The organism is Achromobacter sp. GQ309 (assembly GCF_059759315.1).
Genome location: NZ_JCAXDP010000007.1, coordinates 32410 through 55527 on the forward strand (window position 1 = coordinate 32410; position 23118 = coordinate 55527).

Below are 23118 nucleotides of genomic sequence, written 5' to 3' on the forward strand. Positions count from 1 at the left end.
ATCCATGCACAATCCCTCCACCTTCGACTCCCCTCGCGCCGCCCCCGCGCGATCCAGCTGGATGCGCTACGCGTCGCCGGCGCTGTTCTACCCGCTGGCCGGGCGCATGATTCCATTTTTCGCCGTGGGCGCCGCGCTGCTGGCGGCGGCCGGGCTGTATACCGGCCTGGTGGTCGCGCCTGTCGACAGCCAGCAGGGCGAGGTCTATCGCATCCTGTTCATCCACGTGGCCGCGGCCTGGATGTCGATGTTCCTGTACCTGGTGATGGCGGGCTATGCCGCGCTGGGTCTGATCTTCAACACCCGCCTGTCGTTCATGATGATGCGCGCGCTGGCGCCCACCGGCGCGATCTTCACGTTCCTGACGCTGTGGACGGGCGCGCTGTGGGGCAAGCCGACGTGGGGCACGTGGTGGGTCTGGGACGCGCGGCTCACGTCCGAGCTGATCCTGCTGTTCCTGTACCTGGGCTTCATGGCGCTGCAGGCCGCCACCGACGATACGCAGCGCGCGGACCGGGGCGGCGCGATCCTGCTGCTGGCGGGCGTGGTCAACGTGCCGATCATCTATTTCTCGGTGCAATGGTGGAGCACGCTGCATCAGGGCGCGTCGATCAACCTGACAACCGCCCCGAGCATGGCGCGCATCATGGTGACCGCAATGCTGCTGATGGTGGCGGCGTTCTGGCTGTACAGCGCAGCGGTCGCGCTGGCGCGCGTGCGCGGGATCATTGCAGCGCGCGAGCCGGGCGCCATTCAGAAGATCGCCGGACAGATGGGCGCCGGACAGCCGGGCGCATCGGCAAGCGGCGCCCGGACGGAGGCGCCATGAGCTGGGACACCCTATTTTCGCTACAAGGCCATGGGCCGTACATCCTGGGCGCCTACGGCGTCACGTTCGCGGTGATGGCGTGGGAAGTGCTGGCGCTGTGGCGGCGCGCGCGTCGAAGCGGCCGGCGGCAGGAGGCGGTTGGCAGCCCCGCCCGTGACGCAGGAAGGACGCGCCGATGAGCCCGCGCAAACGCCGCGCGTTCGCCATCGTGGGCGGCCTTACCCTCCTGGGCCTGGCCACCGCGCTGGTGCTCAACGCCCTGCAATCGAATCTGGTGTTCTTCTTCAGCCCGACGCAGGTCATCGCGCACGAGGCGCCCGCCAGCGGCAGCTATCGCGTCGGGGGCCTGGTCGAACAAGGCTCGCTGCAACGGGAGGCCGACGGCCTGACGCTGCGCTTTGCCGTGACCGACACCGCCCACGCCGTGCCCGTCACCTATCAGGGCTTGCTGCCAGACCTGTTCCGCGAGGGCAAGGGCGTGGTGGTGGCCGGCAAGATGGGAGCGGACGGCGTGTTCCGCGCCACCGAAGTGCTGGCCAAGCACGACGAAAACTACATGCCGCCCGAAGCCGCCGACGCGATCAAGAAGGCGGAGCAACGAGCCGCCTCCACCCTGCAGGCGGAGGCAAAATGATCCCGGAAATCGGCCTTTTCGCCCTCATCCTTGCGCTGCTGGTGGCGCTGGCGCAGGGCATCCTGCCGCTCATCGGCGCTGCCACCGGCTGGCAAGCGGGACTGCGCGTGGCGCGGCCTGCGGCCCTCGGGCAGTTCGGCCTGACGACGCTCGCCTTCGCCTGTCTGGCGTGGGCCTTCGTGCACAACGACTTTTCGGTCCTGTACGTGGCCGCGAATTCCCACGCCGACCTGCCGGCCGGCTACCGCTTCGCGGCGGTCTGGGGCGGGCATGAAGGGTCGCTGCTGCTGTGGCAGCTGCTGCTGACGGCGTGGACGCTGGCCGTGGCGCTGTGCAGCAAGCGGCTGCCCTTGGATTTCGTGGGCCGCGTGCTGGCGGTGATGGGCTGGATCAGCGTCGGCCTGCTGCTGTTCATGCTGTTCCTGTCCAATCCGTTCGAGCGCCTGATTCCGGCCGCGATGGCCGGCCGCGACCTGAACCCGCTGTTGCAGGACCCCGGCATGATCGTGCATCCGCCCATGCTGTACATGGGTTACGTCGGCTTTTCGGTGGCGTTCGCCTTTGCCATCGGGGCGCTGCTGTCGGGCGAGCTGGACGCGATGTGGGCGCGCTGGGTGCGGCCGTGGACGCTGGCCGCGTGGACGTTCCTGACCATCGGCATCCTGCTGGGCAGCGCATGGGCGTACTACGTGCTGGGCTGGGGCGGCTGGTGGTTCTGGGATCCGGTCGAGAACGCCTCCTTCATGCCGTGGCTGGCAGGCACCGCGCTGATTCATTCGCTGATCGTCACCGAGCGGCGCGGCGCCTTCCGCAGCTGGACGGTGCTGCTGGCCATCTGCACCTTTTCGCTCAGCATCCTGGGCACGTTCCTGGTCCGCTCGGGCGTGCTGACCTCCGTCCACGCCTTCGCCGTGGATCCCGGCCGCGGCTTGTACATCCTTGCCTTCATGACGGTGATCGTGGGCGGTTCGCTTGCCCTGTACGCCTGGCGGGCCCCCACGGTCGGGCTGGGCGGCGGCTTTTCGCTGCTGTCGCGCGAATCGCTGCTGCTGTCCAACAACGTCGTGCTGACGGTCGCGGCGGGCTCCGTGCTGCTGGGCACGTTGTATCCGGTCGTGTTGGACGTGCTGGAGTGGGGCAAGATCTCCATCGGCCCGCCCTACTTCGAAGCCGTGTTTGTACCGCTGATGACGCCTGCGATTTTCCTGATGGGCGTAGGGCCGGTCGCCCGCTGGAAGCAGGCAGAGCTTCCCGACCTGGGCAAGCGCCTGCGCGTGGCCTTTGCGGTCAGCGTGCTGACGGCGGTGCTCGTGCCGCTGGCGATGCCCGGCGCTTCGCGCTTTGGTTCCCCGATGATCGTGCTGGGCCTGTGGCTGGCCGCCTGGTCGGTCGCCAGCGCCGGAGCGCACGCGTGGCAACGCCTGACGGACGGCGATGGCGAGTTGCTGCGGCGGCTGACCCGCCAGCCGCGCTCGTGGTACGGGATGCTGTTGGCGCACGCGGGCATTGGCGTCTTCATCGCGGGCGTCACGCTGGCCAACGGCTACGAGGTCAAACGCGAGCTGCGTGTCGACGTGGGCACGACGCAGGAAGCCGGCGGCTACCAGTTCACGTTTGCCGGCATCGGCCCGGCCACCGGCCCCAACTACACCGCGCAGCGCGCCGTTTTCCAAGTGGTGCGCGATGGCAAACCTGTGGTCACGCTGTATCCGGAAAAGCGCCACTACACCGTGCAGGACATGGCGCTCAGCCAGGCTGACATCGACAGCGGCTTTACCCGCGACCTGTTTGTGGCGTTGGGCGAACCCGTGGCCGATAACGCCTGGACCGTGCGCATCCAGGTCAAGCCCTTCATGACGTGGATCTGGACCGGCTGCATCCTGATGGCGCTGGGCGGGCTGCTGGCCGCGGGCGACGGACGTTACCGCCGCGCGCGCGAGGCGCAGGCGCGCAAGGACGCGCACGCCGCCCTGCCCGAGACCGCGGGCGCGGCGCGGGAGGGCTATTGATGCTGCGCTATCTGCTGCCGCTTGCCGTATTCCTGGCCATGGCCGTGTTCCTGGCGAAGGGACTGTCGCGCGATCCGCGCGCGGTGCCGTCGGCCATGATCGACAAGCCCGCGCCCGCCATCGGTCTGCCGGATCTGCTGGAACCCGGCAAGACACTGGACGTGGAATCGCAGCGGGGCAAGGTCTGGCTGCTGAATGTGTGGGCGTCTTGGTGCGGGCCGTGCAAAGACGAGCTGCCCGTATTGCGCGAGGCCGCGCAGCGCCATGGCATCGCGCTGTATGGGCTGAACTACAAGGACAAACCCGACGAGGCGCGGCAGTGGCTGGCGCGCAACGGCAATCCCTACCTGGCGTCGGCCAGCGACGTCGACGGGCGCGTTGGCATCGAATACGGCGTGTATGGCGTGCCCGAGACGTTCGTGATCGACGGCGACGGCCGCATCCGGTACAAGCATTTGGGGCTGATCACGCCGGAGCTATGGCGTACCCGCTTGCAGCCGGTCATCGAGGCGCTGCAATGAGGGCCCGGCGTGAGCAACGCCGTCCGTTGACGCCGTGGCATCGGCTGCCCCGCAAGCTGCTGACGGTCGCCATGCAGGTCGCCATGCAGGCCGTCCTGGTGACCGGCCTGCTGGTCACATTCCTGACCCCGACGCCCCTTCGCGCCGCGCCGGCTCCCTCACCCGTGCTGTCACCCGAACAGGAACAGCGCGCCGACAAGCTCGCGCACGGCCTGCGCTGCCTCGTCTGCCAGAACCAGACCCTGGCCGAATCCAACGCGCCCCTCGCCCTGGACATGCGCAAGCTCATCCGCGGCCAACTTGCCGAAGGCAAGACCGACACGGAAATCATGCGCTTCTTTGAAGACCGCTACGGCGACTTCGTGCGCTACGACCCGCCCTTCAAGCCGATTACCTGGCTGCTGTGGGTGGGCCCCTTCGCGCTGCTGGCCGTGGGCTTCCTGGTGCTGGTGCGCACGCTGAAACGGCGCGCCGGCACGCGCGCGCCGCTGACCGCGGACGAACGCGCCCGCGCCGCTCGCTTCCTGGATTCCGGCTCATGACCACGCTCTGGCTCATCGTCCTGGCCCTGCTGCTGGCCACCCTGCTTTGCCTCGTGCCGCCGCTGCTGCGCCGCACGCCGGCCGCGGAGACCGCGTCGGACGCCAGCGTGCGCGCCTTCTATCTGGCGCAGCGGGAGCAACTGCGGCGCGATCTGGCTAACGGCGCGCTCAGCCCGCAAGCGCACGCCCGCGCCGACGAAGAGCTGCAACGCGATCTGCTGCAGGACCTGGCAATGCGCCGTGATCCCCGCGCACGGCTGGGCGGACAGCCCGCCAGCATTGCCGCGGCGTGCGTGCTGACGGTGGCCGTCCCGGTGGCCGCCGTGCTGTTGTACGGGCAGTTGGGCAATCCGCGCGCGGCGGCCACGATCGCCATGGCGCAAACGCCTGAACCCCATGCGCAGGAGGCGGACAACGACATGGCGCTGGCGATCAACGCGCTGGCCCAGCGCCTGCGCGCCTCGCCCGATGATGCCGATGGCTGGTACATGCTGGGCCGATCCTACGAAACGCTGGGCCGCTACAACGACGCCATTGCCGCGTATCGGGAGGTGCTGCGGCTGGTGCCCGGCCAGCCCGTGGTGCTGGCCGATCTGGCCGACGCGCTGCTGTCGGCGCGGCAGGGCCAGCCCGACGAAGACTCCATCGCGGCCGTCGCGCAGGCGCTGCAGGCCGAGCCGGATCAGCCCAAGGCGTTGGCGCTGGCCGGCATGATGGCGCTGCGCCGCGGCGACGCCGCCGAGGCGCTGACGCACTGGGAACGGTTGCAAAAGCTGCTGCCGGCAGAGTCGGAGGCGGCACGGCAGATCCAGACGAATATCGCGCAGGCGCGCGCCATGGCGACGGGTGGGGCTGGGGGAGCGTCGGTGGCGGCTGCGTCGGGTAACTCGTCCGCATCGCCTGCGGTGGCGGGGTCGACGCCGGCTGCTTCCGCAACGCCCGCCGCTCCGGCCGCCACGCCCTCCGCGCCCGCCCGCCTCACCGGTCAGGCCCGCATCGCCGACACGCTGCGCGGCCAGGTCGCGCCAAACGACACCGTCTTCATCCTGGCGCGCCCCATGGAGGGATCCCGCATGCCGGTCGCCATCCTGAAGATGCAGGTTGCGGACCTGCCGCGGGCGTTCGTGCTGGACGACAGCACGTCCATGTCGCCGGATGCCACGCTGTCCAAAGCCGGCAAGGTTCGCGTGGAGATCCGCGTCAGCCGCTCGGGCAATGCTGCCGCCCAGGCCGGCGACCTGAGCGGCGTGCTGACGGACGTAGGGCCGCGCGCCGACGGGCTGGAACTGGTGGCTGACACCGTCGTGCGCTGACCGCTTCCGCCGTCAGCGCTTTCGGCTCACACCCGTTCAAACCCGCTCGATCCGCGCCGGCAAGCCCTGCCGCACCGCCGCGCCCGATACCCAATCGATCCAGACGTTGGCGTGCTGGCCGCGCGTCGCGTCCCCAAAGCCCAGATCGTTCAGATTGACCCCGGCCGCCAGCGCCGGATCGTGCGGCATCGGCTTGCCGTCGACGACATGCGCGCGCGCGCCCAGCTCGGTATGCCCATAACCGTGCTCGATGCCCACCGCGCCCGGCTGAACCCCATCGCGCAGCAGGGCCAACCCCGTCACCGCCCCGCCCGGCGTCACGATGCGGACCGTATCGCCGTTGCGGATGCCCAGCCGTTCGCCGTCCTGCCGGCTGATCGACACGGGATTGTGGGGGCGCACCTGCCGCAGACGGTTCACGCCGATCGACAGCGAGCTCATCAGGTTGGACTTGAACGAGCTCAGCAGGAAGGGCCAGTCCTCACGCGGGTATTCATCCCGCATATCGCGCCCGTCTGCCAGGCGCGTCGGGTACCAGGTGGGACAGCCGCTATAGCGCTCGCCCGTCATCGCGTGGCGGAACCCCGCCAATTCCTCGCTCCAGACATGCAGCGGCTTGGCGTAGGCCACGCGCGTGCGGCGCGGCTGTTCGCCGGCTTGCGTCCACGCGTCTTCCATCCGGTCGAAGCGCCCGCCACGGCTCATCAGCATCGCAACCTGCCGCCATTCGCCCGGCTTGAGCTTGGTCTGCAACAGGTCGCGGTAGCGGTCGACGCCGGTCAGCGCCATGTCGTCGTCGCTGGCCTCCGGCACGGGACGTCCCGCCGCAAACGCGATGTTGGCCATGCCGCGCAGGAAGAAATCCTCGGGCGTGTCCAGCGCGTACTTGCCGCCGTCCTTGTCCGAGATGGCGCCCTCGCCAAACCCCGGCATGCCCAGGCGCTTGGCGCACGCGATCAGGAAGGTCTCCAGGCACACCGGCTCGTTCGTGGCGGTGCGCGACACGCGCGGCTGCACCGCAGGCCAGCGCACGGTCGAGGCCTTGGCCACCACGTCGGCCCACGGCGCCGACACGCCCCAGCTTTCGTACGTGACGGTGTCCGGCACGATGTAGTCGGCCAGCGCGTTGGTCTCGTTGATGAACGGGTTGATCGACACCGCCAGCGGCAGGACGCGCGGGTCCTTCAGCTTTTCCAGCGCCACGTGGCGGAACCCGGCAATGCCGTACACCGGGTTGCTCATGTGGTTGAACCAGACCTTGGCGCGATACGGATAGCCCGCCAGCGCCGACGCCAGCATCTCCGAACTGAGTCCGCCGGTAGCCGGATACCAGGGCGCCGCCGCCGGGTACGCCGGCTGGCCCGCGGCCTTCTTGCGCTTGAACTCGCTGGACTTCTCGTACGGAAAGCGGTTTCGCGACAGCGACACGCCTTTGGGCGAGGCCTTGTTGGCAAAGCCGGCGATGTTGTAGCGCGGCCCCGCGCCGTAAGGCGGAAATGGCCCGGCATCCAGCACCAGTCCGCCCTCGACGTTCAGGTTGCCTACCAGCGTGTTCAGCATGGCGATGGCGTAGGCGGTGTAGAAGCCCGACCCGCTCATCGTACCGCCGTGCGCATCGGCCACGGCGCGCTTGCCGTGGCTGGTGAAGCGTTCGGCCAGCGACGCGATCTTGGCCGCCGGCACCCCGCAAAGCGCGGCGTACTCGTCCAGGGTCTTGCGGCGCGACTCCTCGCGCAGCAGGGACAGCGAGGTCCGCACCCGCAGCGCCTCCGGGCTACCTGCCATGCCGGGCGCGGCGATGGTGTCGTCCACAAACAGTTCGGCCGATGACGCCGTCGTGTGCGGCGCCAGCGTGCCGTCGGCCAGACGCACGACATACACGTCCTCCCATTTCTCGTCCGCATCGGCCGGGCGCGCCCAGCCCATGTCGGCGCCACGCAGAAACGCGCCCAGGCGAGGATGGTCAGGTTCGGCCACCACCAGATGCGTCGCGTTGGTCCACGCCGCCTCGCCCGCCGCCTTCATGGCGTTCGGGCCGGGTTGCGACAGCATGCGCGCGTCGAAACGTTCGTTGTCCAGAATCCAGCGGATCAGGCCCATCGCCAGCGCCAGATCGCTGGCCGGATTGACCGGCACCCATTCATTGCCCGATCCCGCCGACAGGCTGGACGAGGCAGGCAGCACGGGCGACACGACCACATAGTTGAAAGCCGATTCGCCAGGCCGCACCCGCGCCTCGGCCAGTTGGCGGGCCTGGCGCTGGAAGGGGTTACCGGCCTGCGCGGGCGCCGCGCCGATGAACAGACCAAAGCGCGCGTTGTCCCAGTCCGGCTTGCCGTGCGGCATGCCCTTCAGATCGCCCAGCGCCGCGCCCGCGCCCACCCGGAAGCTCTGCCCGCAGTACGAGCCGTGATTGCTGAAGTTGACCGTGCCAAACGACTGGCCGGCGAAGCGCTGGATCAGCGGCGTGCGCCCTTCGTTGGATGCGTCGGTAAAGAGGAACTGGTTGACCTTTGCGCCGTACTCCGGATTGGCCGGGTCCAGCGGCGTCTCGCGGTCGTAGATCGCGCGCAGGCCGTCCACGTGGCCTTCGCCGAACAGGTCGCCGCCTTCACAGACTTCCTGCACCAGGTGCTCGAAGCTGATCGTCTGCCATTTGCCGTCGCCGCGCTTGCCCACTCGCTTCATCGGCTGCAACACGCGGTACGGGCTGTCCATCTGTTCCAGCATGGCCGAACCGCGCGCACACGAGGTGGCGCGCCCTTCCAGCCCGCTGTCGCCGCCCAGTTGCGCATAGACATCGCGCACGGGCGTGTCCATCGCGGCAGGCCGCGTCGTGGCCAGCGGGTGGTACGGGTTGCCGGCCACGCGCAGGATGCGGTTCTCAGCGGTATCCACGCGCAGCCGCACACCGCATTGCGTCCAGCAGCCCAGGCAGCTCGACGGGCTGACAATCTGGCCCGGCTGGGCGCTCAGCGCACCGGTCAGCGGATCGATGCGGAACTCCGGCGTCAGCGAATTGCCACGCACGGCGTGCGTCGTCGGCACGCCCGCGGTGCCCTGCGCCAGGCCCTTCACCGCCTTGACGACCGTGTCGCCATAGCCCGCCGCAAACGCTGCCATGCCGCCGGCCACCATGCCGCCGCGCATCATCAGCTTGCGCCGTGCCTCGTCGCGCGGCTGGTCCGGGCCATCGTCCGCGCTGCGGCGGGTGTCGTCTTCGCGGCGCTTGTCGCTTTCGTGTTGCTTGCCGCCTTCGTGTTGCTTGTCCATTGCTTTCTTTTCCATGTGCTGTCGTGTCGGCGCGCGCTCAGGCGGCCACGGCGCGTGCGCGCGCGGGGAAGATGTCCAGGGCCCAGGTGACGGCGGTGATCAGCGCCACGCACAGCCCCAACACGCCCACCATGCCGAGCAGCCCGTCGCTGCCCCACGGCATGTCGTACAGGTAGAGTCCTGCGCCGTACTTGGGCACGCCCTGCACGCTCATGAAAACCACCCAGCGGAAAATCCACGCCGCGCCCAGCATCGTCAGCGCCAGCGCGGCGGACGGCAGCGGCGACGCCAGCGTGCGCGCCGGCCGTTGCAACAGTGCGACGATGCAGAAGGCCGTAATCACGGCGCCCGCCAGGCTCAGTCGCCAGATCGGAAAGTCCGCAAACAGCCGCAGTGCAGCGTCGAAGGACGGATCCAGCCCCAGCAGGCCCAGCAGCACCCACGCCCCCGCGCCCAGCGCCATCAGCACGACCGCGGTCACGCTGAGCCGGCGCAGCATCTCCACCGGCAACGCGCGCAGTCCGCCGGGCAGCCAGCGGCCCACCAGGAACATCGCGCCCAGCGCGCCCAGCCAGGCCGTCAGCGCAAAGTTCACGGGCAGAAACACGGTGTGCCACAACGGCCGCGAGCGCAGCACCATCACCTCGGCCCCGGTGTAGACCAGGATGGACAGCGCCGACAGCGCCAGCGCCGCCGCCACCCCCCGCAGCCACCCGATCCGCCCCCACCACCACGCCGCGCAGAACAGCAGCGCCAGCGTCACAAAGACCGGCAGCAGCAACGCCCCCAGCCACATCCACGACCACGGCGTGATGTCCGCATAGAAGTGCCAGAAACGGCCGGGCTGATGCAGGTCGGCCAGCAACGACACCGGCGCGGCGATGGCGCTGACCAGCAGCACCGTCACCGCCGCCGGCAGCAAGCGGCGCGGGGCGGAATCCGCCCGCCCGAACGTCGCAAAGGCGGCGGTCAGCGCGGTGGTCGCGCTGATGCCGATCAGAAAGAAATACTGCACGGCCCAGGGCAACCAGGCAGCGTCGTATACCGGCGTGAGCAATTCAGAAATTCGCATGAGAGTCTCCCCTTCCGTGTCAGTGACCACCCGCCAGGCGCACGCCGGCCTGGCCGTCGACCTGGTGCACGAACGCATCGGGCAGGCCGATGTAAAAGACGTGGGGATCGGTCTTCATCTCGGGCTTGAGCACCTTGATGTCGGCCTTGTGTTCGGCCAGCAGCCGGGATATCGCGCTGTCCGGATCGTTCATGTCCCCGATCACGCGCGCGCCGCCCACACAGCTTTCCACGCATGCCGGCAGCAGTCCGGCTTCCAGCCGGTGCTCGCAGAACGTGCATTTGTCCGCAGTCTGGGTCTCGTGATTGATGAAGCGGGCGTCATAGGGACAGGCCTGCACGCAATAGCCGCAACCCACGCAGCGCGCGTTATCGACCAGCACGATGCCGTCCTCGCGCTGAAACGTGGCCTGCACCGGACAGACCGGCACACAGGGCGGCTTGTCGCAGTGGTTGCACAGGCGCGGCAGCATGACCATCGAACAGGGGCCGCCGGTATCGGGCGTGACTTCGTACTGCAGGACGGTGGTGCGGAACTGTCCGATGGGCGGTACGTTTTCCAGCGAACAGCTCACCGTACAGGACTGGCAGCCGATGCACTTGCGCATGTCGACGACCATGCCGTAGCGCTTGCCGGCCATGCCAGGCCGGCGCGGCGGTTGGCCATTGAGACCCGGCGCGGCCTCGGCGTGGATGGGAATGACCGAGGCGGCGGCGCCCAGGCCTAGGAGCCCTTTCAGGAAACCGCGTTTGCCCGGGAGCGGCGTTTCCGGGGGGCTGTGGGGGGTGCGCATCGTTAAACTCCGAAACGTTTAAGTGTTACGGAAATTAACTTATCACCTGTAGTTATATAGAGCCTTGATATCTGTCAATTGGGGGACGGAGTTGAGGCGGCGGTGGGGGTTGCGCAGGCGCGGCTTGCGGAAGGGCTGCGCAGCGAATAGTCGGGGTTATGCCGCCTGACCGTGGCTTGCTGATTCAGCGCGTCGGGAGTTTCAATGCCGGCGCCCACGCCGTCAGTTTCTGTTCGAAACTGGCCGCCGCATGGGCGGGACTGGTCGAGGGCAGCTCGTAAATGTCGAGCCCGGGCGCCTGCAACGTCGGCAGCACATGCCGCCGGAACATTGCCGCGGCCTTCGCGCCGTTGAAGCAGATGCGCACGATGGACGGATGGCGGGTCAGGAATGCCTGGAAATCGTTCGGCACCAACGTATCGCCCCGGATGTCGGCATCCAGACTGCCCGGCCGCTCGCAGGCCCGCAACACATCCCACAGCGCCACGCCGTTAGCCTGCAACGCACGCAAGCGCTCGTCGTAGGCCAGGCCCGAATCAAACCCGAAGATCCGCGCTGCCAGGGGCCAGAACGCATTGCGCGGATGCGCGTAGTACTGCACCTGCCGCAGCGAGGCCACGCCGGGCATGGAGCCCAGCACCAGCACGCGCGCACCCTCCCCCACGACCGGGGCAAATCCCGTCACCACCGTCTCAAACCGCGCCGCCGCGGTTTCGTCCCTGATCTTGTCCATGCCCGGAAGGATACCCGCCCGGCGCGGGCGTGCCCTGCCGCCCCGTGATGATCGTTCGCCGCATGGAACAGTGCTTATCAGCCACGGGCACTACCGATATCGGCATTCCGCCCTTATCTTCTTGCCTATGACGAACGGCCCCGAAGGGGCCGCGCAACAGGAAACCTCACCATGAAGAAGATCCTCGGCGTGCACGCCAGCCCCCGTCCCCACTGGGTGGGCGACGGATTTCCGGTGCGCTCCATGTTCTCGTACAACGACAAGGGCCGCGACACCAGCCCGTTCCTGCTGCTGGACTACGCCGGCCCCGCCGAATTCGGCCCTGCCAGCCAGCCCCGCGGCGTCGGCCAGCACCCGCATCGCGGCTTCGAAACCGTGACCATCGTCTACAGCGGCGAAGTCGAACACCGCGACTCCACCGGCAACGGCGGCGTCATCGGCCCCGGCGACGTCCAGTGGATGACGGCGGCTTCCGGCATCCTGCACGAGGAATTCCATTCCCACGCCTTCACCCGCACGGGCGGAAAACTGGAGATGGTGCAGCTCTGGGTCAACCTGCCCGCCAAGGACAAGAAGGCGCCGGCCGGCTATCAGGGCATTCTCAATGCGGACATCCCGGTCGTGGCGCTGCCGGATGACGCGGGTTCGCTGCGCGTGATCGCGGGCAGCTACGGAGGCCAGACGGGTCCGGCGCGGACGTTTACGCCGATGGACGTCTGGGATGTGAAGCTGGCGGCGGGTAAGACGGCGACCTTCCCGATTCCGGCGGGCCGCAACAGCATGCTCGTCATGCTGCGCGGTACGGTCCTGGTGAACGGCGAAGCCGTTGCGCGGGATGCGCAGTTGGCGCTGTTCTCGCAAGAGGGGGAGGACATCACGGTCGAAGCGAATAACGACGCCGTGTTCCTGATCCTGAGCGGCGAGCCGATCGATGAGCCGGTCGTTGGCTACGGGCCCTTTGTGATGAACTCGCAAGCGGAAATCGTCGAGGCGATCCAGGACTTCAACGCTGGGAAGTACGGGCAGATGCATTGAGGCGAACGCTCCGCCAGTGACCCCGCGCCCGCATGCCAGTTACCGGCATGCGGGCGCGGTCGCGTTTGGGGACCATGCAGATCATGAGGCGGCGCGTCGCGGCGCGGTATGACGTTCTGCGGCAGCGCCGTGCTATGGTCGATCCCTAATTCTTCCGCCGCTGTCTCCGGCTACTTCCGCACAACGTCGATGACCGCTCCCGCCCGTTCCCCCTGCTCTCTTGCTTTGCGTCTGGCATTGACAGTCGTCATCGTGCGCGTGGCCTACGCCGCGCTGCTGCAAGGCCACACGTTGATCGGATTGCCCGAATCCGCGCAACTGCGCGAGACGTTCAGCCTTCCGCAGTACCTGGTGCCATTTCTGGCAAACATCGCGGCCTCGTCCATCTTTGTCGGTTTGACCGTATGGAGCACCACGCATCGCTGGCTGCGGCAACAAAGTACGCACGCCGTGAACGCGCCGGGAAAGCTTTTCGGCATCGTCATCATCTTGACGCTGGTGTTCTCGCTGGCCGTGTCGGCCCTCATGATCTATCTGCAAAGCGTGCTGGTCCTGTACGCCGCGCAACACGCTGGCACGGCCAACAAATTCTTGACGCTAGGCCTGTTCCTCGGTGCCCTGGCCGTTGCCTTGGAAGTCCTGGGCGCATATCTCGCCGTGCGCATCGCCGCGCGAACCGTGCAGCCTGCGGACCAAGCCGGTGGTCCGGCGTATGAACAACGCCACGCGGCCTGGAGTGCCGGTTTGATGATCCTGGGCTGGCAACTGAGCGTGTGCATCGCCATGGGCAGCTACCTGAACGCGCAATCGCTCACCGTCGGCCGGCTGCAATACGCGCTGGGTTTCCTGATCCTGCCCGCCCTGCTTCTGGTGCTTTGCACGGTCGTCTGCCTGAGAATCCTGCCGCGCCCGATCGGCGCTGCGCGTCAAGGGCGAGCTGTCGCCCTGGGCACGCTCGCCTTCTGGCTGGCACAGGTGCTGGGGGTTGGCCTGGGCTTTCTCGCGATTCGGGCGATGACATGGGACCAATTGATACGCGCAGCGGATTCCAACTTGGTGGCGGTCGTGATGCTCGTGGTGTATGCAGCGCTGCTGGTGCTGGGCTGCTGGGTTGGGAAGCTGGCGCTTTATGGCGGTTCGAGAAGGCTTGTACCGGCCGGCTGAGCGCGTCGGGCGAAGAATGCTGGAGTCGCTCAGCTTCCCCTCGCCCTAGACCGCAGAGAAGAGATCCTTGCCGTTGATGTTCAGTGCGAAGGATGATGTTGGCGGCCGTGGCCGGGGTGGCTGGCGAGCGTGGGCAACTGCAAGCAAGGCACAGGGCTGCGACACGGCGAGGTCAACAGCCCCTGTGCACTGCGTTATCAGCCATAATCCGTTCAACCTCGCCCCGCGCGAAGGCAGGAGTTCCGCTTTCGCCCCCACATGAACCGGTAGCGGGTGGGCCGTAGCGTACTCAGTGCGGAGTATCTCGATGATGACACCGGAAACGCCAGACGAGGATTTGGTACGGCCCCGCAGCCACAGGTCACGCGACCTGCCCCAGGGCTTTCGGGCTGGATTGATTACGGCCATCACCGTATTGCTGGGCTTTTCGCTGGGTTTCCTGCGTTTCTGGGGCTTCGACGCGCCGGGCGATTGGAGCGTGCTATCCGTGCTGCCGGGCGTGTTCTTATTGGTCGCGATCCTGCTGCAGATAATTGCGCTTTGCCGCGCCTTGCGTTTGGAAGATGAAGCCGAGGATGAATACCGGAAAACCGTGCGATGGTTTATCTCGTCGGCGATACTGCTGTTGCTGGGTCTGACAGCGGCATTGTGGGAGGCAGCGTGACTCCGGCAATCGCCCTTTCGCCGTCACCACCGCCCACTTCCACCCGATTCCGCCCCCCAGCCTTCCCCCGATAAAGCGCCCCATCCGCCTCTCGGAGCGCCTCCTCCAAACCATCCGCTCCATGAAAGCGCGCTGACACGCCAATCGTGACCGTGCAGCGCAGCGGCCCATCGCGGCCGGTGACGTGGATTGGCTGGCTTTCGATGCTGGCGCGCAGCCGCTCCGCAAGAACCATCACATCCGCCACTTCCGATTCAAGAAGCACGGCGACGAACTCCTCTCCGCCGGTGCGGCCGGTCAGATCTCCTCGCCGTACACCGGCACGAAGCAGCCCCGCCACATGGCAGATCACCTCATCGCCCGCTTGATGGCCGTAGCTGTCATTGATCCGTTTGAAATGGTCGACGTCCACCATCAGCAAATAGGCGGGGACCGCATTCCGGCCGTTGAAATACTGGGTCAGTGCGTCTGACAATCCCCTTCGATTAAGCAGATCCGTCATCGGATCGCGCGCCGCCATATTGCGCAAACTATCCGTCAGCCGGCGCAACACCAGCCAGACAATGGAAGGCGGCACGATGGTGGCAAGCGTCGACATATAGATGTAGAAAATCATCTGAAACCGGCTGTCCATGTGCAGCGCGTCCAGGCCGCCTTCGGTGATCTTCAGGAACTTCAACGCATTCAGCACGCAGATTCCGCCGATCAGGCACGCGAAGAAGAACATCTCTGCGCGCAAATCCTTGGCGAAGGTGCGCGTGCCGCACAGCACCGTGACGGTCATTGCGAAGAAGAGAAGCGTCGCTGACGCGGCCAGCATGGCGTAGCGCGCTTCCGGTCCGATTTGCGATTGCACCAGCCACTGCAGTAACCCATACACCAGGCAAAACACCGCCAACGGCAACCACAAGCGCACCTGACGCCCAAAGAATCGCATGGCGCCAAGCAGGTACGCGATTGGCGCAGCCAGCGTCAGGCAGTGATTGACGACGCTCATCACGCTCCAGGCGGGACCGCCTTCGACCAGTTGCAGGATGTAGGCCGCCGCGAGCAGCAGATTGCCGACGGCGAAGACGTCCATCCCCATCCTGTTTTCTGGCAGGCGACGGCTGATAAGCAGGAACATGCCGGAAAAGCACAGCAGGTGTGCGCACAGCATGCCAACGAGCGTGGAGGCAACCATGGGAGGGACGTCGAGAGGGAAAGCGGATTTCCTGCGCCGGCGCCACTGGGCGGTGGTCAGCGATGGACACCCAGCGACCTGCGTGGGCGGCGCTCATTGTAGTCGGCCGGTATTGATCCCAGGAGTTCGGCCGAGGGCGCCTGGAAATGGCGATAAAGTAGCCATCAAACACGCTCGGAATCGGCGATAAAGCAGCCGTCAGACACGCTCGGAACTGGCGATAAAGTGGCCGTCCGACACGTCGATGCGGCAGATGAGCCGGCGGTTGACCAGTTGAATGACGCGGGGATAATGCCGCTGCATCCCGTCACGAGGAGAATTCACATGCCCACCACACTGCGGGCCATCCGCTCAGACATCACCAAGCTTCACGTGGACGCGATCGTCAACGCCGCCAATTCCTCATTGCTGGGCGGCGGCGGCGTGGATGGCGCGATTCATCGTGCCGCGGGTCCGGATCTGGTGCACGAGTGCCGGCTGCTTGGCGGATGCAAGACGGGCGATGCGAAGGTGACCGGCGGATATCGGCTGCCCGCGCGCTTCATCATTCACACGGTGGGCCCGGTTTGGCGCGGGGGGAATAACGGGGAGCCGGCACTCCTGGCAAGATGCTATCAACGCTGCATTGCGCTGGCGGAGGAAAAAGGCGTAGCTTCGATTGCGTTTCCCAGCATCAGTACCGGCATCTATGGCTATCCCATTGATTTGGCGGCGCAGATTGCGGTCGATACCGTCCGTGTAAGCCTGTCGAGGGATTCGTCAATTCAAGAGGTTATCTTCTGCTGCTTTTCGGACGCTGACCTGAGTCACTACGAGCGAGTTTTGAACCGGCCACCTGAATGAAGCGACGCGAGGGAGGCGGCCGCTCTGCCGTCTGCCCCCGATTGCCTGGCCACGGGATCGCCGCTCATCGACGCCTTTCAGTTCCGCCCCGCTAATCCCGCCGGCGCCACACACTGGCCAGCCACGGCTGCTGCTCGCGCGGCAGTCCGTCGGGCCGGTAGTAGTGCTCAAGCTCGTCGAATCCGGCGGCCTCCATCAGTGCGCGCCAGCCGTCGAGATCGTGGTACGCCCCGTAGCGCCCGCGATTCCAGCCTTCCTGGTTGCCGCCCCGGGGATTGGAACTGAACAACACGCCGCCTGGCCGCAGCGTTGCCCGCAGTTCCTTAAGCACGCGCGGCAGTTCCTGCCCCGGCACATGAAAAAGCACGGCGTTGGCGAAGATGCCGTCAAAGCGCGCCGCAGGCAGTTGGAGCCGCAGGAAATCCTGCTCCCAGACCTCGCACCCGCTTGCCGCACGCGCCATTTCCACGAAACGCGGCGTGCCGTCCAGGCCCACGGGCCGGTGTCCCATCGCGAGGAAAGTCTTCAGGTCGCGCCCCGGCCCGCAACCCAGATCGAGGATGTCGAACGGCGGTTCACCGTCGATGTGCCGCAGCAAGGCGGCGATGTTCTGGCTGACGTCGTGGTCCCGCGTGCCGGCCTGGAAGGAATCAGCGTTCTCTTCGTAATGGGCGAGCGTCAGGGACGTGATCTTGGCGAGGTCTTCGGGATCCAGGTGCATCAGGCGATTGTGCATCAAAGGGCGCGGGGCGGCGAGGCGGTGCGCGCCGCTCAAGGAAACGGCCGCCCCTTGATGAAGTCGATCAGCGCCTTCAGCGGCGATGGCACCAGGCGGCGGCCCGAGTAGTACAGAAATGGACCCGAAAACTGCGGCCACCACGGCTCCAGCACGGGCTCCAGCGCCCCGCTTTCAAAGTGCGGCCGCAGCCAGTCTTCGAACAGATACATGACGCCCGCCCCCGCGATGGCGACGTCGACAGCGAGATCGACCGCGCTCCCAATCTGCACGACCAACGGTCCGGATGCATCGATACGCACGGTCTCTCCGCCCCGCTCGAAATCCCACGCCGGCATCGCCCCGCTGGGAAAGCGGCCGCGCAGGCAGGCGTGCTGCATCAGGTCTTCGGGATGCGCGGGCCGCCCGCGCCGGTTCAGGTAGTCGGGCGAGGCGCCGGCTGCAAAGCGCTGCACGCGCGGGCCGATCGGCACGGCGATCATGTCCTGCTCCAGCCGGTCGTCGTAGCGGATGCCTGCGTCGCATCCGGCAGCCAGCACGTCGACAAAGCTTTCCTCGGCAACGACCTCCAGTCGGATATCGGGATAGGCCGCCAGAAAGTCGGGGACGATGGACGGCAGCACCAGCTTGGCCGCGCTTAGCGGCACGTTGAGCCGCAGCGTGCCCGCCGGCTTGTCGCGGAACCCGTTGACGGCGTCCAGCGCCGCCTCGACCTCGGTCAGCGCGGGCGCCAGCCGGGCCAGCAGTTCCTGGCCGGCCTGGGTCAACGCCACGGAGCGCGTCGTTCGGTTGAAAAGCCGCACGCCAAGCTGCGCCTCCAGGCGGCGCACGGTGTCGCTCAGGCGCGACGCGCTGGTGCCCGCCGTCCGGGCCGCTTCGCGAAATCCTCGCGCGCGCGCGACGGCGACGAAGGCATGGAGGTGATCGAGGTCAGTCGCCATTGTGCATTTTTCCGTACAAGCCGTGCGGATTGTATTGGCTTATCAGCCAGTGGCGAAAGCTCTATCGTTTGCCCATCCCCACTCCTTCACTGAAACAAGGAACCCAACATGACCCAACTCGCAGACAGCGGCACCTACACCCTCGGCGCACGCCAGGTCTATCGGCTTGGCTATGGCGCCATGCAGCTCGCCGGCCCGGGCGTCTTTGGTCCGCCGAAGGACCGTGATGCCGCGCTTGCCGTGCTGCGCGACGCGGTTGCCGCCGGCGTGAACCACATCGACACCAGCGATTTCTACGGCCCGCACATCACCAACCAATTGATCCGGGAAGCGCTGGCCCCCTATTCCGACGATCTGGTGATCGTGACGAAGGTGGGCGCAGTGCGCGGCGACGATGCCTCGTGGAATCCCGCGTTCTCTGCCGAGCAGTTGACCCGGGCGGTGCACGACAACCTGCGCAACCTGGGCCGCGACGTGCTGGACGTGGTCAACCTGCGCGCCATGTTCGACGTCCATGGCCCGGCGGAAGGGTCCATCGAAGAGCCGCTGTCCGTGCTGGCCGGCCTGCAGCAGCAAGGGCTGATCCGCCACATCGGGTTGAGCAACGTGACGGCCACGCAGGTGAAAGAGGGCCGCGGCATCTGCGACATCGTCTGCGTGCAGAACCAGTACAACGTCGCCCATCGGGCCGACGATGCCCTGATCGACGACCTGGCCCGCGAAGGGATCGCCTACGTGCCGTTCTTTCCGCTGGGCGGGTTCAGCCCGTTGCAGTCGTCCATCCTGAACGACGCGGCTGCGCGGATCGGCGCGACACCGATGCAGACCGCGCTGGCTTGGCTGCTGCGCCGCTCGCCGAACATCCTGTTGATACCCGGCACGTCTTCGCAGAAACATCTGAAGGAAAACCTGGCCGCGGCGTCGCTGCAGTTGCCGGACGACGTGGCCAAGGCGCTGGACGGCATCGCGGCGAGCAAGACGGTGTAAGCCCCGGCCTGAACAACCTGAACGCCGGACGCGCCTGCGCACTCAAGCCGGCGGCAATAAAAAACCCGCCTGCGTCAATGCAGGCGGGTTCGATCAACCGGCAGACCCCAGCAGCATCAAGCCGCCAGACGGCCCTCGATCTCGGTCTTGGTGGTGCGCAGTTCGTCGGGCAGGCCTTGCGACAGCTGACCGAAAAGCTCATGGTGCAGCGCCAATTCCTCGCGCCAGGCGTTCTCGTCGACCGACATGACCTGCTCGAACTTGTCCGGGCTGAATTCCAGGCCGGTCCAGTCGATGTCCTGGTAGCTGGGGGACACGCCAAACACCTGATCCACGCCCTTGGATTGACCGTCGATGCGGCCCAGCATCCAGCGCAGCACGCGCATGTTGTCGCCAAAGCCGGGCCAGACGAACTTGCCGTCCGGACCCTTGCGGAACCAGTTCACGCAGTAGATGCGCGGCAGGGTCGCGCCGGCGGCTTCGAGCTGCTTGCCCAGCTTCAACCAGTGGCCGAAGTAGTCGCTCATGTTGTAGCCGCAGAACGGCAGCATGGCGAACGGGTCGCGGCGCACCACGCCTTGCTGGCCGGCGGCCGCGGCGGTGGTTTCCGAGCCCATCGTGGCGGCCATGTAGACGCCTTCGACCCAGTTGCGCGCTTCGGTGACGAGCGGCACGGTGGTGGAGCGGCGGCCGCCGAAGATGAAGGCGTCGATGACCACGCCCTTGGGGTTTTCCCATTCGGGATCGATGGACGGGCACTGCGCGGCCGGCGCGGTGAAGCGCGCGTTCGGGTGCGCGGCCTTGCGGCCGGTTTCGCGCGCGATTTCAGGCGTCCAGTCCTTGCCCTGCCAGTCCACCAAGTGCGCCGGCGGCGTGCTGGTCATGCCCTCCCACCAGACGTCGCCGTCGTCGGTCAGCGCGACGTTGGTGAAGATGACGTTGGCCTTGAGCGTGGCCATGGCGTTGAAGTTGGTCTGCTCGCTGGTGCCCGGAGCCACGCCGAAATAGCCGGCTTCGGGGTTGATGGCGTGCAGTCGGCCGTCGGGGCCGGGCTTGATCCAGGCGATGTCGTCGCCGATGGTGGTGACCTTCCAGCCGTCCATGCCTTGAGGCGGGATCAGCATGGCAAAGTTGGTCTTGCCGCAGGCCGACGGGAAGGCGGCGGCGACGTGGTACTTGCGGCCCTTGGGCGAGGTGACGCCCAGGATCAGCATGTGTTCGGCCAGCCAGCCCTGGTCGCGGCCCATGGTGGACGCGATGCGCAGCGCGAAGCACTTCTTGCCCAGCAGCGCGTTGCCGCCGTAGCCCGAGCCGTAGCTCCAGATTTCGCGGGTCTTGGGGAAGTGGACGATGTACTTGGTGGGGTTGCACGGCCAGGCCACGTCGGCTTCGCCATCGGCCAGCGGCTTGCCGACCGAGTGCAGGCACGGCACGAAGTCGCCGTCGGTGCCCAGCACGTCATAGACCTGCTTGCCCATGCGCGTCATGATGCGCATGTTCACGGCCACGTACGGGCTGTCGGACAGTTCGACGCCGATGTGGGCGATGTCCGAACCTAGCGGGCCCATCGAGAACGGCACCACGTACAGCGTGCGGCCGCGCATGGCGCCGTCGAACAGACCGTTGAGCGTGTCGCGCATTTCAGCGGGATCGGCCCAGTTGTTGGTGGGGCCGGCGTCTTCGGCGCGGTCGGAACAGATGAAGGTGCGGTCTTCAACCCGGGCCACGTCGGACGGGTCGGACCACGCGAGATAGGAATTGGGGCGCTTGGCGGGGTTGAGCCGGCGCATGGTGCCGGCCTGGACCATCTGCTCGCACAGGCGGTCGTACTCTTCCTGCGAGCCATCGCACCACACCACGCGATCAGGCTTGGCCAGCGCGACGAAACTGGCGACCCAGTCGATCAGTCCGCGATGCTTGACGTACGCGGGCACGTTCAAGGCTGCCAATCCCCCGTCCAAAGGCTTATTCATTGGGGCTATCTCCATACTTTGGCTAAAGGTGATACGGCCCCAATTGAGAGGGGCCGTATCCAGTTTGCGCAATCATACTTGCAGCGCCGGGCAGCCAGTCAACCCATCCACATGGGCGAGATTGTCACCGGGTGAGTCCGCTTATGCGGGGTATCCGGCACGCAAGTCCCTGCGAATGATCTTGCCGGTCGCGGTCGTGGGCAAACTGGTTACAAAGCGGATCGCGCGCGGATATTCGTGGGCGGCCAGCCGGGTGCGGACATGCGCCTGCAGCGCCTTGACCAGCGCTTCGTCGCCCACCACACCCTCGTTCAGCACCACGAACGCCACCACGATTTCCGTACGCTCAGCATCCGGCATGCCCACCACCGCCGCCATGCGCACCGCCGGGTGACCGATGAGGCAGTCTTCGATGGGTCCCGGGCCGATCCGGTAGCCGGCGCTGGTGATGACGTCGTCGTTGCGGCCCACAAAGCGGATGAAACCTTCCGAATCGCGCACGCCGATGTCGCCGGTCAGGAGGTAATCGCCGGCAAATTTTTCCGCCGTGGCCTCCGGGTTTTTCCAGTACCCCAGGAACATGACGGGATCCGGGCGCAGTACGCCGATGTTGCCCTCCTGTCCATCGGCCACTTCGGCCCCCCTGTCATCCACAATAGCGACCCGATGCCCGGGCGCGGCGCGGCCGATGGCGCCGATGCAGGGGTCGAACAGCGACGAGCACGAGGACACGATCATGTTGCATTCGGTCTGGCCGTAGAACTCGTTGATGGTCACGCCCAGCACGCGGCGGCCCCAGTCGATGAGTTCGGCCCCAAGCGATTCGCCGCCGCTGGCCACCGAGCGCAGCGCGCGCGGCCCGGCGTGGTCCGGCCAGTCGCAGCCGCGCATCATCTTCAGCGCGGTCGGCGGCAGGAAGGTGTGCGTCACGCCGTGGCGCGCCATCAGTTCCAGCGCCGAGGCGCCATCGAATTTTTCGAACCGCCGCGCCAGCACCGGCACACCGTGGTGCCACGACGGCAGCAGCACGTCCAGCAGCCCGCCGATCCAGGCCCAGTCAGCGGGCGTCCACATCAGCACGGCGTTCTCGGGAAAGAACTCGTGCGACATCTCCACGCCCGGCAGGTGGCCGAGCAGCACGCGGTGCGCATGCAGCGCGCCCTTGGGCTTGCCGGTGGTGCCGGAGGTGTAGATGATGACCGCCGGGTCGTCGGCGGCGGTCGCGACCGGGTCGAAGGCGTCGGATTCGAGCGCCAGGCTTTGGTGGAACGGCAGCGCGCCTACCGTAACCCCCGCGGCCCCCGCGTCCCCATCGATGCAATAAATCACTTTCAGGTCGGGCAGGCTGTCGCGGATTTCCAGCAGCTTGCGGCAGCCTTCCACGTCCGTGACGAGGGCCGACGCCCCGCTGTTGGCCAGCCGGAACTGGATGGCGTCCACGCCAAACAGCGTGAACAGCGGCACCGCCACCGCGCCCATCTTGTAAGCGGCGACGTGGGCGATGGCGGTTTCGGGCGCCTGCGGCAGGTAGATGGCGACGCGGTCGCCGCGCCGGATGCCATAGCGAGCCAGGCTGTTGGCGAACTGGTTGGACTGCGCCTTGATCTGATCGAACGTATAGCGCGTCTGCGCCCCGTCGCTCTTTTCATAGATCAGGGCCAGCCGGCCGCTGCCGTCGGCCCATTTGTCGCACACGTCGACGCCGATGTTGTAGGCCGCGGGCACCTGCCACTGGAATGCGGACACGACTTGCGCGTAGGAATCTGCTCTGTGCAGCATGGTTGTCTCTTGATCGTTATGGTTGTTGCCATGAAAGACCCGCGGCGGCGGGTTGCCCCCCGCCTTGCCACGAAGTTGACCGTCGCTCAATAAT

At 66.9% G+C, this 23118-nt stretch carries 22 protein-coding genes; 12 read left to right on the forward strand and 10 right to left on the reverse strand.

Translation table 11 applies throughout. The annotated features are described in order from the left end of the window. The first annotated feature begins 4 nt into the window (after window positions 1-4). The 7 genes from ccmC (at window position 5) to ccmI (ending at window position 5848) form a co-directional block, all read left to right on the forward strand. Window positions 5-829 carry a heme ABC transporter permease CcmC gene (gene ccmC / locus AC6CIE_RS21280; protein ID WP_367351878.1) on the forward strand — a complete coding sequence of 275 codons (825 nt, stop codon included), beginning with the start codon at window positions 5-7 and terminating at the stop codon, window positions 827-829. Further along, entirely contained in the window at window positions 826-1008 is a 183-nt protein-coding gene (gene ccmD, locus AC6CIE_RS21285; RefSeq protein ID WP_367351877.1) for a heme exporter protein CcmD, read from the forward strand. The genes ccmC and ccmD overlap by 4 nt, the downstream gene beginning before the upstream one ends. Beyond that, a complete protein-coding gene (gene ccmE / locus AC6CIE_RS21290; protein ID WP_498093834.1) occupies window positions 1005-1463 on the forward strand; it encodes a cytochrome c maturation protein CcmE in 459 nt (152 codons plus the stop codon). The genes ccmD and ccmE overlap by 4 nt, the downstream gene beginning before the upstream one ends. Then, on the forward strand, window positions 1460-3472 hold the full coding sequence (locus tag AC6CIE_RS21295) for a heme lyase CcmF/NrfE family subunit (RefSeq protein WP_498093836.1): 2013 nt from the start codon (window positions 1460-1462) through the stop codon (window positions 3470-3472). Before ccmE ends, AC6CIE_RS21295 begins: the two co-directional genes overlap by 4 nt. Beyond that, a complete protein-coding gene (locus tag AC6CIE_RS21300; RefSeq protein WP_175124117.1) occupies window positions 3472-3993 on the forward strand; it encodes a DsbE family thiol:disulfide interchange protein in 522 nt (173 codons plus the stop codon). The genes AC6CIE_RS21295 and AC6CIE_RS21300 overlap by 1 nt, the downstream gene beginning before the upstream one ends. Window positions 3994-4076: 83 nt before the next feature. Continuing rightward, window positions 4077-4535, forward strand: a complete 459-nt coding sequence (locus AC6CIE_RS21305; protein WP_279973505.1) for a cytochrome c-type biogenesis protein — start codon at window positions 4077-4079, stop codon at window positions 4533-4535. Then, window positions 4532-5848: a c-type cytochrome biogenesis protein CcmI gene (gene ccmI / locus AC6CIE_RS21310; RefSeq protein WP_498093838.1), complete on the forward strand. Its 1317-nt coding sequence runs from the start codon at window positions 4532-4534 to the stop codon at window positions 5846-5848. Before AC6CIE_RS21305 ends, ccmI begins: the two co-directional genes overlap by 4 nt. A 36-nt stretch (window positions 5849-5884) precedes the next feature. On the opposite strand, the gene AC6CIE_RS21315 is transcribed toward ccmI, so the two are convergent. From AC6CIE_RS21315 to AC6CIE_RS21330, 4 genes are all read right to left on the reverse strand, one after another. Then, window positions 5885-9001 (reverse strand): tetrathionate reductase subunit A, encoded by a 3117-nt coding sequence (locus tag AC6CIE_RS21315; protein ID WP_498094163.1) that lies wholly within the window; start codon window positions 8999-9001, stop codon window positions 5885-5887. 157 nt (window positions 9002-9158) lie between these two features. Beyond that, window positions 9159-10193, reverse strand: coding sequence for an NrfD/PsrC family molybdoenzyme membrane anchor subunit (nrfD, locus tag AC6CIE_RS21320; protein ID WP_498093840.1), 1035 nt, complete (start codon window positions 10191-10193; stop codon window positions 9159-9161). Between the two features lie 19 nt (window positions 10194-10212). Next, window positions 10213-10986: a sulfate reduction electron transfer complex DsrMKJOP subunit DsrO gene (gene dsrO, locus AC6CIE_RS21325; protein ID WP_498093842.1), complete on the reverse strand. Its 774-nt coding sequence runs from the start codon at window positions 10984-10986 to the stop codon at window positions 10213-10215. A 184-nt stretch (window positions 10987-11170) separates the two neighbouring features. Then, the gene (locus AC6CIE_RS21330) at window positions 11171-11719 is read right to left on the reverse strand and encodes a DNA-deoxyinosine glycosylase (RefSeq protein ID WP_498093844.1); all 549 of its coding nucleotides are present in this window, start codon (window positions 11717-11719) and stop codon (window positions 11171-11173) included. A 171-nt stretch (window positions 11720-11890) separates the two neighbouring features. On the opposite strand from AC6CIE_RS21330, the gene AC6CIE_RS21335 reads away from it, so the two are divergent. The 3 genes from AC6CIE_RS21335 to AC6CIE_RS21345 all read left to right on the forward strand — a co-directional run bounded on the left by AC6CIE_RS21335 (window position 11891) and on the right by AC6CIE_RS21345 (window position 14582). Then, a complete protein-coding gene (locus AC6CIE_RS21335) occupies window positions 11891-12754 on the forward strand; it encodes a pirin family protein (protein WP_218343428.1) in 864 nt (287 codons plus the stop codon). Between the two features lie 108 nt (window positions 12755-12862). Next, entirely contained in the window at window positions 12863-13918 is a 1056-nt protein-coding gene (locus tag AC6CIE_RS21340) for a hypothetical protein (protein WP_498093846.1), read from the forward strand. Window positions 13919-14225: 307 nt separating this feature from the next. Next, window positions 14226-14582 (forward strand): hypothetical protein, encoded by a 357-nt coding sequence (locus AC6CIE_RS21345; RefSeq protein WP_218343427.1) that lies wholly within the window; start codon window positions 14226-14228, stop codon window positions 14580-14582. Here AC6CIE_RS21345 and AC6CIE_RS21350 read toward each other — a convergent pair. Then, a complete protein-coding gene (locus AC6CIE_RS21350) occupies window positions 14521-15765 on the reverse strand; it encodes a sensor domain-containing diguanylate cyclase (RefSeq protein ID WP_498093848.1) in 1245 nt (414 codons plus the stop codon). The two genes, AC6CIE_RS21345 and AC6CIE_RS21350, sit on opposite strands and share 62 nt — an antisense overlap. 198 nt (window positions 15766-15963) lie before the next feature. Continuing rightward, window positions 15964-16089, reverse strand: a complete 126-nt coding sequence (locus AC6CIE_RS21355; RefSeq protein WP_495601854.1) for a hypothetical protein — start codon at window positions 16087-16089, stop codon at window positions 15964-15966. Here AC6CIE_RS21355 and AC6CIE_RS21360 point away from each other — a divergent pair, their 5' ends adjacent. Then, the gene (locus AC6CIE_RS21360; protein WP_498093851.1) at window positions 16090-16608 is read left to right on the forward strand and encodes an O-acetyl-ADP-ribose deacetylase; all 519 of its coding nucleotides are present in this window, start codon (window positions 16090-16092) and stop codon (window positions 16606-16608) included. 91 nt (window positions 16609-16699) lie between these two features. Here the strand turns inward: AC6CIE_RS21360 and AC6CIE_RS21365 are convergent, their stop codons facing one another. Both AC6CIE_RS21365 and AC6CIE_RS21370 read right to left on the reverse strand, forming a co-directional pair. Further along, window positions 16700-17329: a class I SAM-dependent DNA methyltransferase gene (locus tag AC6CIE_RS21365; RefSeq protein ID WP_498094165.1), complete on the reverse strand. Its 630-nt coding sequence runs from the start codon at window positions 17327-17329 to the stop codon at window positions 16700-16702. Between the two features lie 50 nt (window positions 17330-17379). Then, complete coding sequence (locus tag AC6CIE_RS21370; protein ID WP_498093853.1) at window positions 17380-18285, reverse strand: LysR family transcriptional regulator; 906 nt, start codon at window positions 18283-18285, stop codon at window positions 17380-17382. A 108-nt stretch (window positions 18286-18393) separates the two neighbouring features. Between AC6CIE_RS21370 and AC6CIE_RS21375 the strand changes: the two genes are divergently transcribed. Next, window positions 18394-19272 (forward strand): aldo/keto reductase family oxidoreductase, encoded by an 879-nt coding sequence (locus AC6CIE_RS21375; RefSeq protein WP_291386939.1) that lies wholly within the window; start codon window positions 18394-18396, stop codon window positions 19270-19272. Between the two features lie 116 nt (window positions 19273-19388). On the opposite strand, the gene AC6CIE_RS21380 is transcribed toward AC6CIE_RS21375, so the two are convergent. Next, window positions 19389-21245, reverse strand: a complete 1857-nt coding sequence (locus AC6CIE_RS21380) for a phosphoenolpyruvate carboxykinase (GTP) (RefSeq protein ID WP_498093856.1) — start codon at window positions 21243-21245, stop codon at window positions 19389-19391. 141 nt (window positions 21246-21386) lie between these two features. Further along, window positions 21387-23024 (reverse strand): acyl-CoA synthetase, encoded by a 1638-nt coding sequence (locus tag AC6CIE_RS21385; protein ID WP_498093858.1) that lies wholly within the window; start codon window positions 23022-23024, stop codon window positions 21387-21389. Window positions 23025-23118: the final 94 nt, after the last annotated feature.